16 protein-coding genes and 2 tRNA genes are annotated in these 16,541 nt (G+C 64.9%); 14 read left to right on the top strand and 4 right to left on the bottom strand.

What is annotated here, in order from left to right:
* Window positions 1–63: 63 nt before the first annotated feature.
* Together FVP60_RS02440 and FVP60_RS02435 are read left to right on the top strand one after the other, a co-directional pair.
* Window positions 64–136 (top strand) — tRNA-Lys (locus FVP60_RS02440).
* 186 nt (window positions 137–322) lie between these two features.
* Window positions 323–398: transfer RNA gene (locus FVP60_RS02435), tRNA-Lys, on the top strand.
* 56 nt (window positions 399–454) lie between these two features.
* On the opposite strand, the gene FVP60_RS02430 is transcribed toward FVP60_RS02435, so the two are convergent.
* Together FVP60_RS02430 and FVP60_RS02425 are read right to left on the bottom strand one after the other, a co-directional pair.
* Complete coding sequence (locus FVP60_RS02430) at window positions 455–1,879, bottom strand: hypothetical protein (protein WP_147824672.1); 1,425 nt, start codon at window positions 1,877–1,879, stop codon at window positions 455–457.
* Window positions 1,858–2,478 (bottom strand): ABC transporter ATP-binding protein, encoded by a 621-nt coding sequence (locus FVP60_RS02425; protein WP_246132426.1) that lies wholly within the window; start codon window positions 2,476–2,478, stop codon window positions 1,858–1,860. The genes FVP60_RS02430 and FVP60_RS02425 overlap by 22 nt, the downstream gene beginning before the upstream one ends.
* Window positions 2,479–2,637: 159 nt before the next feature.
* Between FVP60_RS02425 and FVP60_RS02420 the strand changes: the two genes are divergently transcribed.
* From FVP60_RS02420 to FVP60_RS02365, 12 genes are all read left to right on the top strand, one after another.
* Window positions 2,638–3,912, top strand: a complete 1,275-nt coding sequence (locus FVP60_RS02420) for an alanine racemase (protein WP_147824670.1) — start codon at window positions 2,638–2,640, stop codon at window positions 3,910–3,912.
* The gene (locus tag FVP60_RS02415; protein ID WP_147824669.1) at window positions 3,912–5,492 is read left to right on the top strand and encodes an N-acyl-D-amino-acid deacylase family protein; all 1,581 of its coding nucleotides are present in this window, start codon (window positions 3,912–3,914) and stop codon (window positions 5,490–5,492) included. The genes FVP60_RS02420 and FVP60_RS02415 overlap by 1 nt, the downstream gene beginning before the upstream one ends.
* Window positions 5,493–5,520: 28 nt before the next feature.
* Window positions 5,521–5,901: a RidA family protein gene (locus FVP60_RS02410; protein WP_147824668.1), complete on the top strand. Its 381-nt coding sequence runs from the start codon at window positions 5,521–5,523 to the stop codon at window positions 5,899–5,901.
* A gap of 559 nt (window positions 5,902–6,460) precedes the next feature.
* Window positions 6,461–7,678 (top strand): substrate-binding domain-containing protein, encoded by a 1,218-nt coding sequence (locus FVP60_RS02405; RefSeq protein ID WP_147824667.1) that lies wholly within the window; start codon window positions 6,461–6,463, stop codon window positions 7,676–7,678.
* Between the two features lie 10 nt (window positions 7,679–7,688).
* Window positions 7,689–8,453, top strand: a complete 765-nt coding sequence (locus FVP60_RS02400; RefSeq protein WP_147824666.1) for an ABC transporter ATP-binding protein — start codon at window positions 7,689–7,691, stop codon at window positions 8,451–8,453.
* Window positions 8,450–9,172, top strand: coding sequence for an ABC transporter ATP-binding protein (locus FVP60_RS02395; RefSeq protein ID WP_147824665.1), 723 nt, complete (start codon window positions 8,450–8,452; stop codon window positions 9,170–9,172). Before FVP60_RS02400 ends, FVP60_RS02395 begins: the two co-directional genes overlap by 4 nt.
* Complete coding sequence (locus FVP60_RS02390; RefSeq protein WP_147824664.1) at window positions 9,169–10,047, top strand: branched-chain amino acid ABC transporter permease; 879 nt, start codon at window positions 9,169–9,171, stop codon at window positions 10,045–10,047. The genes FVP60_RS02395 and FVP60_RS02390 overlap by 4 nt, the downstream gene beginning before the upstream one ends.
* Window position 10,048: 1 nt before the next feature.
* Complete coding sequence (locus FVP60_RS02385; protein WP_147824663.1) at window positions 10,049–11,161, top strand: branched-chain amino acid ABC transporter permease; 1,113 nt, start codon at window positions 10,049–10,051, stop codon at window positions 11,159–11,161.
* Window positions 11,161–12,675 carry a class I adenylate-forming enzyme family protein gene (locus FVP60_RS02380; RefSeq protein ID WP_147824662.1) on the top strand — a complete coding sequence of 505 codons (1,515 nt, stop codon included), beginning with the start codon at window positions 11,161–11,163 and terminating at the stop codon, window positions 12,673–12,675. The genes FVP60_RS02385 and FVP60_RS02380 overlap by 1 nt, the downstream gene beginning before the upstream one ends.
* The gene (locus tag FVP60_RS02375; RefSeq protein ID WP_147824661.1) at window positions 12,672–13,343 is read left to right on the top strand and encodes a TetR/AcrR family transcriptional regulator; all 672 of its coding nucleotides are present in this window, start codon (window positions 12,672–12,674) and stop codon (window positions 13,341–13,343) included. Before FVP60_RS02380 ends, FVP60_RS02375 begins: the two co-directional genes overlap by 4 nt.
* Window positions 13,336–14,088 (top strand): 3-hydroxybutyrate dehydrogenase, encoded by a 753-nt coding sequence (locus FVP60_RS02370; RefSeq protein ID WP_147824660.1) that lies wholly within the window; start codon window positions 13,336–13,338, stop codon window positions 14,086–14,088. Before FVP60_RS02375 ends, FVP60_RS02370 begins: the two co-directional genes overlap by 8 nt.
* Window positions 14,085–14,990 carry an alpha/beta fold hydrolase gene (locus tag FVP60_RS02365; RefSeq protein WP_147824659.1) on the top strand — a complete coding sequence of 302 codons (906 nt, stop codon included), beginning with the start codon at window positions 14,085–14,087 and terminating at the stop codon, window positions 14,988–14,990. The genes FVP60_RS02370 and FVP60_RS02365 overlap by 4 nt, the downstream gene beginning before the upstream one ends.
* 299 nt (window positions 14,991–15,289) lie before the next feature.
* Here FVP60_RS02365 and FVP60_RS02360 read toward each other — a convergent pair whose 3' ends face one another.
* Both FVP60_RS02360 and FVP60_RS02355 read right to left on the bottom strand, forming a co-directional pair.
* Entirely contained in the window at window positions 15,290–15,613 is a 324-nt protein-coding gene (locus FVP60_RS02360) for a hypothetical protein (protein ID WP_147824658.1), read from the bottom strand.
* A 67-nt stretch (window positions 15,614–15,680) separates the two neighbouring features.
* A complete protein-coding gene (locus FVP60_RS02355) occupies window positions 15,681–16,460 on the bottom strand; it encodes an IclR family transcriptional regulator (RefSeq protein WP_147824657.1) in 780 nt (259 codons plus the stop codon).
* Window positions 16,461–16,541 lie beyond the last annotated feature (81 nt).

Here is a 16,541-nt window from a genome sequence, read left to right as displayed (position 1 = left end):
CGATTCGCGCACACGCTCGAATCCTGGTAATGTCTTCTCTCGGCGCCGAAAGGCCCAAAGAACGCACCTCTAGCTCAATCGGCAGAGCAACTGACTCTTAATCAGTGGGTTCAGGGTTCAAGTCCCTGGGGGTGCACGGATCAGCTCAGAAGACTCTCGCCAGTTTTCTGAGCTTTTTCATTTGTGGCGGCGCTTGCTTCGTGGCTTGCGGTTTTCATTTCGCGACACGCGCGAATGCCGCGGGTGATTGTTCCGCCAATCAGCGCTTTTTCACGGGTCGATTTCCGCGCTGATAAGCTCATCAAAACGCAGAAATGCGCACGCACCTCTAGCTCAATCGGCAGAGCAACTGACTCTTAATCAGTGGGTTCTCGGTTCAAGTCCGAGGGGGTGCACCAACGGCTCTCACATCGTGGGGGCCGTTCTGCATTTCTCGGAACCACGCCGCGGTGAGTCACGAACGCGTGCGCCAGCGGGCGATGAGCAGCGCGGCGGCGATGGCCGCTGCCCACACCAGGCGCGCAAGATCAGCGTTGAGCACCGCCGGGAGCAGGGCAATGCTGAGCGCGGCGGCAAAGATCGGACCCTGCAGCGCCCACAGCAGTCGCAGAAACGCACCGACATCGCCCGCCGGCGTTGGCATCGGAAGCAATAGCTCAAGAGGTGCCGGCGGAGTGAGCGCGGCGAACACTCGCGCTACCAGCACGGCGACGCCCGCAATGAGGGTGACGCCAAGACCGGTCGAACCGCCGGCCAGCCCGATCAGGCTGGCTGCTGCCAGCACGACCGCGGGAAAGATCGCATGGTTGGCCAGCAAGGTGACGTCGCTCACGCCATAGACGGCGGGAGTGCGCACCGCGAGCGCTGCCTGTTCGACCCCCATCATGCACGCGCCAATGCCGAGGTAGACGAGCGCCGCAGCGAGCCCCACGGTCCAGGCCGACGGCGCGGCGGCGGCGAGCGCGAACCCACCCGCCAGCACGATGAGCCCGCGCGCGAGGCGCAATGGCGTGCGGGCCGCGCCAACGGCCGCCGACACGGCAAAAGCCAGCCACCGCGGCACCCGCGGAACGGCCGAGCGGCGGCGTCTGCCACGCGGAACATCCCGCACGGCGTCGCCGAGAACGCTTGCGTCCATCAGCGTGAATCCCACCACGGCGGCATCGCGCCGCACCGAGGCCGTCAATAGTGCGTGGGGTTGTGTGCTGTTGAGAAGCGATGGCACCCAACCGGCCGTGATGACCGCGAGCACGGCCAACGACATGGCACCGATCGGTTGCGAAAACGCGGCAACGGCAGGAGAGAAAACGACAACGGTGGCGGCAAGTGCGATCAGCCCGACGGACAGCGCGTTACCCACGGTGGCCGAACGTTGCGCCGCCACCGCACAAACGGTCGCCAGCGTCGCCGCGGCGATCGCAGACACCGTCGCACACACGAGCGCCAGCCCCGACCCTGCGCTCGCGCTCAATAGCACGCCGTGCGCCAGTGCGGCCACCGCACCCGCCGCCACGACGGCGACGAGCCACCATCGCACGACGGGCGCGCCGAACGACAGAGCAAACGGGGCCGGAGCATCGCTCAGCACGCGAGCAAGAAACGCCCGACGCACTGCGGGGGCCGCCCATGGCGCGCATGCGGCCGACATCAAAACGAGCGACGCCGCCACCGCGATATCGCCAAACCACGGCGCCGTCAACACGGCGATCGCGGCAGGTTCTGAGAGCAATAGCCATGCCGCGCGGATGAGCGGAACCAGCACAATCGCGCCGACCAGAATGCTGATGTACACGAGGTACGCGATATCGCTCCCGCGACGCGAGCGCTTGTTCCACTGCCGCAGGGTCGCGCGAACGGCTAATCGATCTGATCGAGCCATGTCACCGTATTTGCCGCACCCGCGACATCGTCGGCATGCGTTGCCATCACAATCGTGGTTCCGCTGTCTTGGCGCTCACGCAGAGCCGCCACCAGGAGCGCGCGCCGCGCCGCATCGAGGCGCTGCTCTGGCTCGTCGAGCACCAGCACGGAGCTCGGGCGCACGAACGCCGTCGCGAGCGCGAATAGTTGCCGCTGGCCGCTCGACAACTCATGCACAAAGCGTTGCCCCAGCTCCGCGATGTGCCAGCGCTCGAGTTCGACGCGTGCCCGCTCGCGCGGGTCGGCATCACGCCACGAGGTCGCAATTAGCGTGAGGTGTTCGTGCAACGTGAGATCTGGGGCGACGACCGGCGGCGACAGCAGCGCAGACACCTGCTCGCGGAACCATTTCTTGCGCGCGTCGGGTGCGCGGCCATCGATGGTGATGGTTCCGCCCGTTGGCGTACGGACCGCGGCGATGAGGGCGAGCAGTGTGCTTTTGCCTGCCCCATTTGCGCCGCGCACCGCAAGCCAGGTGCCCTGATCAACGTGCAACGTCACGGGCGGCAGGAGGGTGGCCTCGTCGACAACGACCGTTGCTTCATCGATGAGGATCACACGGTCACCCTCCCACGGCCCACGAAAAATTGCCAAATGAGGCGAGGATTCCGCCCCGCAAGCGTTTAGGCCGCCGTTGCGCTCGGCTAGGGTGGTGGCGTGTGGATTCAACATTTCGCTGGCGTGCGCCCATAGGCGTGTCCGAAAGGAACCACATTCATGACCGTTGCTGAGCGTTCTGCGGCGCTTGTTCTCACGGCCGACCACAAGGGGCTCCCGGCTCGTGCCCACGGACTCACCGTCGGCGAATTTCTGGCGACCCGTCCGCGACTCAGCGAGTTTTGGACTCCGCTCGTCGTCATTGACGGTGAGGCGCTCGATCACAACGCGCGCACCATTTCGGCGTGGTGCACTCAGCAGGGCTTGGCGCTCCTGCCGCACGGCAAGACCACGATGGCGCCGACGCTATGGCACCGCCAGCTCGATGAGGGCGCACTTGGCATCACCCTGGCGACCATGGCGCAGGTGCGCACCGGGCGCTCGTGGGGGTTGAACCACATTCTGCTCGCGAACGCCGCTATCGATCGCCGTTCGCTCGCGTGGCTGGCAGACGAACTCGCCGACCCAAACTTTCGCTTTACGTGCTGGGCCGACTCGCTCGCGACGATTGCCGCGATGGAGAACGCGCTGGAGGGTATCGCGCTGCCGCGACCGATCGACGTTTGCGTTGAACTGGGCGGCGCCAACGGGCGTACCGGAGCGCGGACGATCGAAGACGGCATCGCAATTGCCCGACGCCTGCACGCTTCACCGATGCTGCGCCTGGCGGGCGTCGCGGGTTATGAGGGCGCGCTCGGGCACGATCGCGCGGCCGAAACCGTCACCGTCATTACGGCGTGGCTGGAGCGACTACTCGCGCTGCACGACGTCATCGGCGAGCTATATTCGCCCGGCCCGCTCATGGTGAGCGCGGGCGGTAGTGCCTACCCCGAGCTCGTCGCCGAGGTGTTTGCGCCCCGCGCTGCCGTCGAAACCGAGGTGGATTGGGTTATCCGTTCGGGCGCATCGCTCACCCACGACGACGGGTTTTACCGCGAAATCTCGCCGTTCGACGAGTCTGCACGTGCGGGCGCGCCGCGTCTGCGTTCCGCCCTCATGGGGCTGGCACGCGTCGTTTCTCATCCAGAGCCTGAGCTTGCCTTGCTTGACGGCGGCAAGCGCGACTTTCCGTTTGACGAGGGCCTGCCCATTCCGCGCGCGGTGCTGACCGATATCGCCGCAGTCGAACGCGCGCCGGGCGAGCTTGCCATCACCGCGCTCAATGACCAGCACGCTTTTGCCCGCGGAACCGGCGCTGCCGCCCTCGCGATCGGTGATGTCGTGCGTCTTGGCCTCTCGCATCCGTGCACAGCGTTTGACAAGTGGCGACTGATACCCGTGGTCGAATCGGCCACATCTGACGAGGTCATTGACCTCATCGCCACCTACTTCTGATGCCGACCACCCTCCTGATCGGGGGCTTCGTCGTTACAGGCGACACCGTGACGCGCGCCGACGTGCGCCTGCAAGACGGCGTCATCGCGGCGATCGGCAACCTCCAAGCCACGACAGCCGACACGGTCATTGACTGTGCTGGCCACCTCATCATGCCCGGGTTCATCGACACCCACTCCCACGTTGACGGCATCATTTTCGATGCCGCGGTGCAGGAAGCGCTGCTCGCACAGGGCATTACGACGGTCATCGGCGGCCAAACCGGCGTCTCCTTTGCGCCCGGTGATGGCACGTTCGCGAGCGAGTACTTCGCGGCGATCAACGGCTCCCACCACACGTTCGCCGGTGGTTCCGTTGCCGACCTGCTTGCCACCTACGACGGCGCAACGCCGCTGAATGTGGCGTACGCTGTGCCGGCCGGAACCATTCGCGCCGCGGTATGCGGGCGGCGAACGGAACCAGCCGATGCCGATGAGATCGCCGCCATGGTTCGCATGGTTGCGGCGGGGATGGCGGATGGCGCCGTGGGACTGTCGACGGGGCTGGACTATGTGCCCGGGCTTTTTCAATCGGCCGAGGAGATTGCGCAGCTGACGGTGCCAGTTGCGGCGGCAGGCGGCGTCTACATCAGCCACATGCGCGGCGGGTATGAGGCAAATTCGCGTGAGGGAATCGTGGAGATTCGTGACATCGCGGCTCGTTCCGGGGTGTCGGTTCACATTTCGCACTTTCACGCTGATCCGCCGCTGGTTACTGCCCTCATGAATGAGCTGACGGGTGCCGGGATTCCGGCCACATTCGACCTCTACCCGTATGCACGCGGGTGCACGCTGCTCGCGATGCCGCTGCTGCCGCCCGAACTCTCGAACGAGCCCGTGGAGCATGTGCTCGCCGTGCTGAACGACGCGACCGCGCGTGAGCGACTGCGCGCAGACTGGTTTGGGCAGGTGGAACGTAAGGCAAGCCTCGGGCCGGCGTGGCCCGAGATGATCACGCTTGCACACCTCGACAGCCCCGACTACGCGTGGGCGCACGGACTCACCATCGCCGAGGCCGCCACGCGCGTGGGCGTCGACGCCATCACCTTCACGCTTGACGTGCTGCTCGCCACCCGCCTCCGCGCGAACGCCGTCATGGCCGTGCAATCGCCCCGGCCCGACGCCGAGCTCGCCGAAATTCTGGCAGACCCGCGCTTTCAGGGCGGCTCTGACGGCATCTTCATCGGAGCGCACCCGCACCCGCGCGCACGTGGTTCCTTCGCTCGCTACCTCGAGGTTTTCGTACGCGAACGGGCCACCTGGACGTGGCCCGAGGCGGCAGAACGCCTCTCGGCGGCGCCGGCGGCAACGTTTGGACTCGGCCAGCGCGGCCGCATCGAGGTGGGGTGGATCGCCGACCTCATCGTCGTCGACCCCGAACAGGTCGCCGCCCACGCCACGTACGAACACCCCAATGCCCTCGCACGCGGTATCGACGACGTATTCGTCGCCGGAGTCGCCGTGCGCCGCGGCGGGGCCCTCACCGGCAACATGCCGGGTGCGGGGCTCCGCCGAACCCCAAAACCCAACTCCTCGCGGTAACGCGAACTCACCCTCCGAAAGGACCAGCATGCCTAAGCAGGCCATCAAAACGCAGAACGCCCCGCAACCGGTGGGCCCGTACAGCCAGGCGGTCGAGGCCAACGGCTTCGTCTACACCGCAGGATTCGGCCCGCAAGACCCCGCGACCGGTGCCGTCGCGGACAGCGTTGGCGAGCAGACTCGCCAGGTGCTGCGCAACATTCAGGCCGTGCTCGCCGAGCGCGGACTCACCCTCGACGACGCCGTGAAATCAACCGTTCACCTCGCGACCCTCGCCGACTTCGCCGAGTTCAACGCCGCATACCGGGAGTTCTTCACCGAGCCCTACCCGGCGCGCACCACCGTCGGCTCGGAACTCGCAAACATTCTGGTCGAAATCGATCTCGTCGTGGCGGTTCCGCAGGCGTAGCGACGTTTCTGGGGGCCCGGTCTGCGCGACCGGGCCCCCTTTTTGCTTCGTTGTGGGGCTGATCTCCGCGGTGCGGCGATCTTCGCGCCTGACGCGTGGTTCCGATTCTTCCCGCCTGACACGTGGTTCCGATTTTTCGCGCCTGACACGTGGCTCCGATTCTCTCGGCGCCCGTTTTCCGATGCCCCCCCGGCGCCCGAGCCACGATGGTTCTGCAGGATGCGCTGTGACTGATGTTGCTGAAGTGACTGGTGAGGCGAATTTTTCCTGCAGAACCTCCTCCATCCTGCACAACCAGAAAACGGAGCACGACGGGAGCGGAACCAGGGGCGCGGAACCACGGGAGCGGAACCAGGGGAGCGGAACCAGGGGAGCGGAACGCGCGCCATGTTCGAGGCCCAAGCCATCCGCCACTGGCTAGCCGTACACGGGTCATCGGCGGGAGCGGATTGCTGAATCGCGGGCGTCAGAGTTGACGAAGTTCGCAAAAGTTCCTATCGTTACTAAAACCTGAATCAGCTTTCAGGTTCTCTTCCTTCCAATGGCGAAAGGCAATCACATGCGCAAGTCCAAGAAGTTGATCTTTGGGACGCTGCTGGCAACAGCGGCCGTTCTGCTGGCGGCGTGTGCGCCCCAGCCCGGCGAGTCCACCCCGGCAGGCAGCGGCGACGCTGGCTCTGGTGAGTCGAGCGGCCCCGCGGAGATCTCGGTTGGCATCGTAACCAGCGAAACCGGTCCGCTCGCGGGCTACGGCAAGCAGTACCTCGACGGTTTCAAGGCGGGTCTTGACTACGCCACCGACGGCACCGGCGAGATCGACGGCACGAAGATCGTCGTCACCTACAAGGACGACGCGGGTGACCCCGACAAGGCCGTCACCGCCGTCAAGGAGCTCATCGGCTCCGGAACCACCATCATTGCGGGCTCCGCGTCCAGCGGTGTTGCGGTGGCTGTCGCCGAGCAGGCAGCACAGAACAAGGTGCTCTTCATCTCTGGCCCGGCCGCCGCTGACGCAATTACCGGCATCAACGACTACACGTTCCGTTCGGGCCGTCAGTCGGCACAGGACGTCGCCACCTCCGGCGCCTTCCTCGACGACCTCGAAGGCAAGAAGATCACCGTTTTCGCGCAGAACAACGCGTTCGGTCAGGGTAACGTCGCAGCCGTTGAGGCGATCCTCGGCGCTAAGGGGGCAACGGTCGAGCCCGTCCTGGTTGCAGAAGACGTCACCGAGTTCACGCCGTTCGCGCAGCAGGTGCTGCAGAGCGCACCTGACCTCGTCTTCGTGGCGTGGGCAGGCGCAACTTCGGGTGCAATGTGGCAGGCAATGAGCCAGCAGGGCGTGCTCGACACGATCCCCGTGGCCACCGGCCTCGGCGACTCGGCAACGTTTGGCGCCTACGGCGAAGCAACCGAGAAGATCAGCTTCCTCAACCACTACTTCGCAGGCGCAAACGACTACGAAGTCAACCAGGAAATGATCACCCGCGTTGAAGAAGCTGGCGGCACCGCCGACCTGTTCACCCCGGATGGATTTAACGCAGCGCTGATGATCGTCGAGGCGGTCAAGCAGGGCAAGGGCGACGTTGACGCCATGGTTTCGGCTCTCGAGGGCTACACCTTCGAAGGCCCCAAGGGCACCACGACCGTTCGCGCCAGCGACCACGCGCTGATCCAGGAGATGTACCAGGTCAAGCTCGTCGCCAAGGACGGCACGTTCGTTCCTGAGCTCATCGACACCGCCGACGCTGAAGCCGTCGCACCGGCAGAGAAGTAAGAAGCAAAGCATGACCGCTCCAGTCCCTCCCGCACTCGACGTTCAGGGCGTCGGCCTGCAAATCGGTGGCGCGACGATCCTCAAAGACGTCAACCTCACCGTCGCACCCGGCTCCCTGGTCGGTGTCATTGGCCCCAATGGCGCTGGCAAGACCACGTTGTTCAACGCGATTTCAGGTGTGATCCGCCCGACGGCAGGTCGCATCCTGAAAGACGGAACCGATATCACCTCGATGTCTGTTCCGCAGCGTGCGCGGGCGGGACTGGGGCGCACCTTCCAGACCTCCAGCCTGTTTCCGGCACTCACCGTGCTGGAAAACGTGCGGATGGCCGCGCAGGTGAGCCTCGGCGGCAACTACTCGCTGCTGCGCTTTCCGCGCGCCAATGACGAGGCAACCATTCGCGCCAAAGAAACGCTGGAACTCGTGGGCCTCGCTCACAAGGCCAAGCACCGCGCCGGCGATATTTCGCACGGCGATAAGCGCAAGCTCGAAATCGCGGTGCTCCTCGTCACCGATTCATCTCTCGTGCTGCTTGACGAGCCGATGGCCGGCGTTGGTTCCGGCGATGTTCCCGGCCTCGTCGACAACATTCGCACTATGCACGCCGAAAAGGGCTGCACCGTGCTCATGGTTGAACATCACATTGACGTGCTGATGGATCTCGTTGATCTGGTCGCCGTCATGTACTTCGGTTCGATCATCGCGGTCGACACCCCTGCCGCGATCATGGACAACCCGCTCGTACAGAGCGCCTACCTCGGAACGGCCGCATGAGCGACTCGATTCTCACCGTCTCCCACCTGCGCTGCTCCATTGCGGGCCAGCAGGTCGTCGAAGACGTCGCCTTCTCGGTGCCCGCCACCGGCATCACCGCGGTGCTCGGTCGCAACGGTGTTGGCAAGACCAGCTCGCTGCGCGGCATTCTCGGCCTCATTCAGCGCAAGGGCGAAGTCACCCTTGCCGGTGAGCGCATCGACCACCTGCCGACGCACAAGATTGTGCAGCGCGGCGTGGGATACGTGCCAGAAGACCGCGAGGTTTTCGCGGCTCTCACCGTCGCTGAAAACCTCGCCCTCGCCGAGCGGCAGAAGAGCCCTCGCCACGAGTTGGTTGCCGAACTCTTTCCCGACCTCGTGCAGCGCCGCGGCCAACAAGCAGGAACCCTCTCGGGCGGGCAACAGCAGATGGTGTCTGTGGCCCGCGCCCTGCTCAACGACAACCAGATTCTGCTTGTCGATGAGCCCACCAAAGGTCTCGCCCCGAAAATCGTGACCGAAGTTTCTGAGGCTCTGCGCATTGCCGCAGCCACGGTTCCGATTCTGCTCGTTGAGCAAAACCTCGATGTCGTGCGCGCCCTGGCAGACGACGCCATCGTGATCGACAGCGGCCGGGTGGTCTACACCGGAAAAGCGAATGACATTTTGAACGACGACGAACTCACCAAACGCCTCCTCGGCGTTCACGCCGGCGGCCACGGAGAGGGAATCGCATGAGCATTCTCGTTCTCACCCTCATCACCGGCATCGGTCTCGGCGCCCTCTACTTCCTTGTCGCCAGCGGCCTCAGCCTCATTTACGGCCTGATGCACGTGCTCAACTTTGCGCACGGCGCGTTCCTCACCCTCTCCGCGTTTGTCGGATGGGAGGTTGCCCGTCGAATGAACACCGAGTCGTGGGGCGGATTCATCACCTCCATCTTGGTTGGTGCTCTCGTTGGCGCCGCCTTCGCGACGATCACCGAGTTTGCGTTGATTCGCCCACTGTACGAGCGCCACATCGAGCAGGTGCTGGTCACCGTCGGTCTGAGCTTTGCCGCTATCGCGCTGTTCGAAGGCATTTGGGGCACCGACCCCATCTACATCGCCGGCCCCGGCTGGCTCAAGCAGACCACGGAGGTGCTCGGGGCGAAGATTCCCAACACCTACTGGATCTTGATGGTGGCCGCGGCCCTCGTGTTGATTGCGCTGGTGCTGTTCTTGAAGAAGACCCGCTACGGAACCATCATTCGCGCGGGTGTAGAGAACCGTGCGATGGTGACGGCGCTGGGTATTGATGTGCGCAAGTCCTTCACCATCGTGTTCGCGATCGGTGGCGCGGCCGCCGGCATCGGCGGTGTGCTTGCCGCACACTACTCGGGATACGTTTCGGCGCATCTCGGCCAGACGCTGCTGATCTTCGCATTCATCGTGACCGTGATCGGTGGCCTCGGCTCCCTCGCCGGTGCCGCCATCGCCTCGGTGATCGTCGCGGTGCTCCAGCAGGTCGCCAACACCTACCTCAATGGCACCGGCGACTTCATCGTCGCGATTCTGCTGGCCGTTGTGCTGCTCGTTCGCCCGCGGGGCCTGATGGGAAAGAAGGCTGCCTGAGATGACTACGCAGACTGAAACTCCGCGCTCGGTTGAGACACCGGCACGTGTTATTCGTCGCTGGCTGCCGGTCGCGCTCGGCGTGATCGTGGTGGTGGTGGCGGCACTGTTGCCGATGCTCAACCTCCGCATCCCCGGCATCCTCCCCGACGCAACCTACATGCCGGGATCGCTCGCGCTCCTCAGCTTGTGCATGGTGTTCGCCGCCCTCGCGCTGTCGTACAACATGTTGCTGGGCACGGCAGGCATGCTGTCGTTCGGGCACGCGCTGTACTTCGGTGCCGGCGCCTACGGCCTCGGCATCATTCTGGAAAACTTCGGGGTTCCGCTGTTCCCCGGCATCTTCCTTGCGCTCGTCGGCGGCCTCATCATCGCTTTCGCGACTGGCGCCATCGCGATGCGCGTATCGGGCATCCCGTTTGCGATGGTGACGCTCGCGTTCGCACAGGCAGGGTCGGTGTGGGTGCGGCGCAACCAGGAGATCACCGGCGGTGAAGAGGGACTCCAGCTGCCGACAGAACATGTTCCTGACGCGCTGGTGGGCGTGATCAACACCCGCAACCTGTACTGGGTGATCCTGGCGATTCTCGTGATCGTGTACCTGGTGTCGCTCTGGGTTGACCGGTCGCGTCTTGGTGCTGTGGCTCGCGCCACCCGCGAGAACGAACTGCGTGTGCGGGTGCTGGGTTTGAGCCCGTACTGGGCAAAGCTTGGCCTGTTCTTGATCGCGGCCGTGTGCGCATCGCTTGCCGGTGTCGGCTACATGCTGCTGCAGTCGGGCACGCAGCCGCGCGCGGTTTCGGCGGATCTCACCATCACGGTTTTGGTGATGGTGGTTCTCGGTGGCGTCGGGTTCCGTTGGGGTGCGATCGTCGGCGGTGTGATCTACACGCTGCTTGACCAGCGCCTCACCGTGCTGGCAAATTCCGAGGCGATCCAGTCGCTTCCGGATGTGCTGCGCATTCCGCTTTCGGAGCCGCTGTTCATCCTTGGCGTACTGTTCATCCTTGTGGTGATGTTCTTGCCTGGCGGTATCGCGGGCACCGTTGACAAGTTGATGCGTCGTCGCGAACAGCGTCGTGACGTCGCACTCGACGAGGTAGCGGCTGACTGATGATGGCCTCCGCGCACACTCTGGGACGCTGGGTTGCTGATCGGGCTGCCAGCCAGCCCGATGCAATCGCAGTGATCGATGGCGGTGTGGCAATCACGAACCGTGATCTGTCAACGCGCATCGATGCGCTCGCCAAGCGGTTGCGAGCTGGCGGCTACGGTGTGGGCGATCGTATTGCCACGGTCACGGGCAATTCCACCGATCAGATCGTGCTCTTCTTCGCCTGTGCCCGCGTGGGTATGGCGCTCGTGCCGCTGTCGTGGCGGCTCACGGTTGGTGAGCTTTCGGATCTCATGCAGCGCGCGCAGCCCGCGTTGGTTGCCGTCGATGACGAGCACACGACAGCCGCAGCCGAAGCGCTTCGCGCCCATGGTTCCGTCACCGCACTTGTGACCCTCGGAACCGCGGGGATCGAAGCGCAGGTTCCGCCGCGCGCGGGTGGTTTCGTCGCGCAACACGATGTGCGCGACGATGACGCCCTGCTGGTGATTTTCACCTCGGGGAGCGAGTCGGCGCCGAAGGGCGTCGTTCTCACCCACGCGAACTGTTTCTGGACCAACCTTGCGCTGGCCAGTGCCGCGCAGCTCACGGGCGACGATGTCGTGCTCACCGTGCTACCGCAGTTTCACGTTGCAGCGTGGAACTGTCAGCCGCTGCTCGCGCTGTGGCGCGGCGCGACGCTCGTGCTGGAGCGATCTTTCCAGCCGGGGCGCGTGCTGCACCTGATCGCCGAGCACCGCGTGACCGCGATGATGGGTGTTCCGACGCACTATCGCCTCCTCGCGCAGGATCGCGGCTTTGCCGACGCCGATCTCACCTCGCTGCGCACGGCGCTCGTGGGCGGTGCGACCATGCCGGATGACCTCGCCGTGATGTGGCGCGAGCGTGGTGTGGCCCTGATACAGGGGTACGGGCTGACCGAGGCAGGCCCCAACGTGGCCAGCGCTCGGGCGGGCGATGTGGGCGTGATCGGCAAGCCGTACGCACACGTGGATGTGATGCTCGCCGACGTGCAGACGGGTGGCGAACTGGTGGGCGCGGCGATCGGTGAGCTGTGGGTGCGCGGGCCGAGTGTCTCGCCCGGCTACCTCAACGATGCCGAGGCGACAGCACGCACGCGCAGCGGCGAATGGCTTCGCACCGGTGATATTGCCGAGCGCCTCGACGATGGGCGCCTGCGCATCATCGACCGGGTAAAAGACATCTTCATTTCCGGCGGCGAGAATGTGTCGCCCGCCGAGGTGGAGCGAGCACTCGAAAAGCACGCCCTCATCGTGCAGGCCGCCGTCGTCGGTATTCCGGACGAGGTGTGGGGCGAACGAGGACTCGCCTTTGTCGTGGCGTCTGCCCCGATGAGCGCAGACGAAGTGTTTGCGCACGCTCGCACCCTGCTTGCCGGATTCAAGGTTCCGGTTCGCGTCGAGTTTGTGACGGAACTGCCCACCCTAACCATTGAAAAGCTGGCGCGCAGGCAATTGCGCGAGCGCGCCCGAGCGATTGTGGAGGCGCCATGATCGCCGACATTGACGGCAACGCTTCCGTATCCAACGCCACCGGAAAGCCGCTCACCAAACGCGGCGAAGCGACCCGTACCCGGTTGCTCGAGGCGGCAGAAGTGGTGTTTGCCGAACAGGGTTACCACGAGGCGTCGATCGTGAAAATCACCGAACGCGCCGGCATTGGCCTTGGCACGTTCTACCTGTACTTCGACAGCAAGCAGAGCATTTTCGAGGCGCTCGTTATCGACCTCAACCGTCGCGTGCGCCACTCCATGGCCGAGGCGATGGCCGGAACCTCGGATCGCATCGCCGCCGAGCGCGCGGGCTTTGCCGGGTTCTTCCGCTTCACCGCGCAACACCCGGCGCTGTACCGTGTGGTGCGCGAGGCCGAGTTTGTGTCGCCCGAAGTACTGAAGCTGCACTACACCCGAATTGTCGAGGGGTACGAGGCCGGTTTGGCCCGGGCCAAGGAGTCTGGCGATATCGACCGGCGACTTGATCCCGAGGTGACCGCCTGGGCGCTGATGGGCATGGGCGAACTCATCGGTATGCGCTTCTTGCTGTGGGAGCGTGACGAGAATGGCCTGCCTCCCGCACAACTGGATGAACGAGTTTTCACGGCGATGACACAAATGATCGACAACGCACTGGCGCCGCGTCGAGAGGGGAACCACGATGACTAACAACGATCTGGCCGGAAAGCGCGCCGTCATCACGGGAGGCGCGAGCGGCATTGGACTGGCGTGCGCCGAGGAGTTCGCGCGCCGCGGCGCGCACGTGGTGATTGCCGATTTCAACGGCGAGGCCGCTTTGCTTGCCGCGCAGGCTGTCGGGGGCGAAGCGTGGGTCGTTGACCTCAGCGACACGAAGGCGCTCGATAACCTCAAGCTCGACGCCGACATTCTGGTGAACAACGCCGGCATTCAGCGCGTCGCGCCGATTCACGAATACGACCCCGACACGTTCCGCACCATCCAGAACCTCATGGTGACCGCGCCGTTTCTGCTGATTCGTGCGGTGCTGCCGGGCATGTACGAGCGCGGCTGGGGCCGCATCATCAACATCTCATCGGTGCACGGCATTCGCGCCAGTGCCTTCAAATCGGCCTATGTCGCGGCCAAGCACGGCCTCGAAGGCCTGTCGAAGGTGACGGCGCTGGAGGGCGGCCCGCACGGCGTCACCAGCAACTGCATCAACCCGGCGTACGTTCGTACCCCGTTGGTCGAAAAGCAGATTGCCGACCAGGCGAAGGCCCACGGCATTTCAGAGAGCGAAGTGGTCGAAAAGATCATGCTCACCGAACCCGCCATTAAGCGCATGATTGAGCCCGCCGAGGTCGCGTCTCTTGCCGGATGGTTGGCGTCTGACAACGCCGGTATGGTGACCGGATCGTCGTACGTCATGGATGGCGGATGGAGCGCCCGATGAGCGAGCAGCACACGTATTCTGTCGTCACGGTTCCGGTTTCTGGTGGCGAGCTCACCGTCGGAGTGTGGGAACCGGTGGGCGAGATCACCGACACCATCGTCGCGATTCACGGCGTCACCGCATCCCACCTTGCGTGGATGGACGTGGTTCCGACTCTTCCCGGCGTTCGCATCATCGCCCCGGATCTGCGTGGTCGTGGCCGCAGCAATCAGATCGATGGCCCCGCAGGCATGGCGGCGCACGCCGCCGACATCATCGCCGTGATGGATGCGTTTGGCCTCGCCAACACCACCCTGGTCGGACACTCCATGGGAGCGTTCGTCTCGGTGGTGACCGCATACCTGCACCCCGATCGAATTTCACGGCTCGTGCTGATTGATGGCGGATTGCCGCTCGATGTTCCTGCTGGTCTGAGCGCCGAAGAGCTCGTGCAGCACATCCTCGGGCCCACCGCGGCACGCCTCGACATGCGGTTCGCGTCGGTCGACGACTACCTGGCCCTGTGGCGTGCGCACCCCGCGTTCGCGAACGCCTGGACTCCCGCGCTCGAACAATACCTCGCCTATGACCTCGTGCCCGATGGTTCCGGCGCCCTGCGCCCCGCGACGAGCTACGCGGTGACGGTTGATGACACCGTCGACCTCAACACCGGGTCGCTGCCGCGCGATGCTGTTGCCGGCATCTCCGTTCCGACTGTTTTCGTGTGGGTGCCGCGCGGCCTGCAGAACGAGACCCCGGGGCTGTACTCGCCGGAACAAGTGGCGCGGCTGGAAGAAGCGCTACCGTCGGTGCGATTTAGGTTTGTAGAAGACCTGAACCACTACACGATCGTGATGTCAGATCGGGGCGCCTCCGCTGTCGCGCCGATCATTGCCGCGGAGCTCGCCGAACTGCACGTCTGACCGAGCCATACTGCACGGCAACCAAAACTTGGGGGAGAGACGGCCCCCGCATCGTTCGGCGCGTGAGCCACACGGTGCGGGGGCCGCATTTTGTTTCGGAGGCACGCTCGCACGTCTGCGCGAACCGAATCGCACGCCCTGAATCTGAGGCGCTTGTGTTAACGCGGCCGTATCCGCCTCTCAGCTGTTGCTGCGTCGTTGCCCCGCAGCGTGGTTCCGTCTCTGCGTTCTCGTTCATTTGTCGCGCGTCGGTGATGTTGTCGAATGGTGGAGGACACGCCGAGGTTTTCACACTCCTGTCACACGGCGTCCGACATCTGACGAAGGCTATCGTCGTGACTCGAGCGGTGAAATCGGGTTGGGGTGGCGCCGCCAGAAGTGGCGAGGCGCTCGCCTCGCGTCGGAAGCGTCGGGGCCAGAGTGATCAGACATCGGCGTGCCGCGTGACCTCGGGCGATATCTCCGACGCGCGGCAACAGCGAACGGCCGGTGCGGAACGAGGGCTGCGGAACCAGGGCTGCGGAACCAGGGCCGCGGAACCAGGGGTGCGGAACGAGGGCCGCGGAACCAGGGTGCGGAACCGGGCCCCCGAACCCGCCGGACGCAGCGACGTTATGCATCACGAATTGCCGGATGTCTCCCTCATAAGACTAACCAGCCACTCTGGCACCACCGTCTGATGCATAACGCCTAGCGGCCGCTCGCGGCGAGGGCGGCGGTGAGCTGGTGAGCGTGGGAGAGCAGGTCCCGGCCGAGTCGGGGGAGTCGGTCGGGGCCGAACCGGAACCCCACACCAGTGATGCTGAGTGCCCACTCTGGGCGGCCCTGCGCGTTGAAAACCGCGGCGCCGAGCCCGTAGCTACCGTTCACGATGAGCCCGGGGTTGACGGCGTACCCGCGATCGCGGGTTTCCTGAATGCGGGTGCGGATGGCCGCGACCGAGTGGGGGCGCCCGAAATGTTCGCTCAGTTTGGTTTGGCGCTCAAGGTAGGCGTCGATCTCGTCGTCTGGCAGGAAAGACAGGATCGCAAGGCCTGCAGACGCGACCCCGAGCGGAAACCGCACGCCCTCACTCAGCACGAATGAGCGGATGGGAAAGCTGCCGTCTTCTCGCAACAGGCACACCGTCTCATCGCCGCGCTGCACCGAGAGAAACGCGCTCTCTTCGGTACGCGTCGCGAGCGATTTCACGATGTTGTGCGCGAGGGCCGGAACATCGTAGCGGGAGGCCGCGATGGTTCCCATCAAGTAGAGCTCGGGGCCCGGTAGCCACAGCCCGGTCGCGTCGTCGCGGTCAATCAGACCCTCAGCCTGCAGCGCCGTGAGCAGTCGGTGCGCGGTGGGGCGGGTCAGTTCGGTGTGCTGTGCAATGTCTTGGGTCGTGACTCCCGTGGTTCCGGCGGCAGTCACCCGGCGCAGCACTGCCGCCGCGCGTGCGATCGCCTGCGCTCCGGGAACTGTGCCAGCCATGCCGCTATCGTATCGCCGTTGTTCACAATGTGGACAATTTTGCCCACATTGTCCACATCGCGACGCCTGGGTTGGTTCATC

It is taken from the genome of Microbacterium mitrae, from assembly GCF_008017445.1.
In the GTDB taxonomy this organism is placed as follows: domain Bacteria; phylum Actinomycetota; class Actinomycetes; order Actinomycetales; family Microbacteriaceae; genus Microbacterium; species Microbacterium mitrae.
Note: the sequence above shows the minus strand (reverse complement) of the source record. Positions and strands in the feature narration are given on the sequence as shown.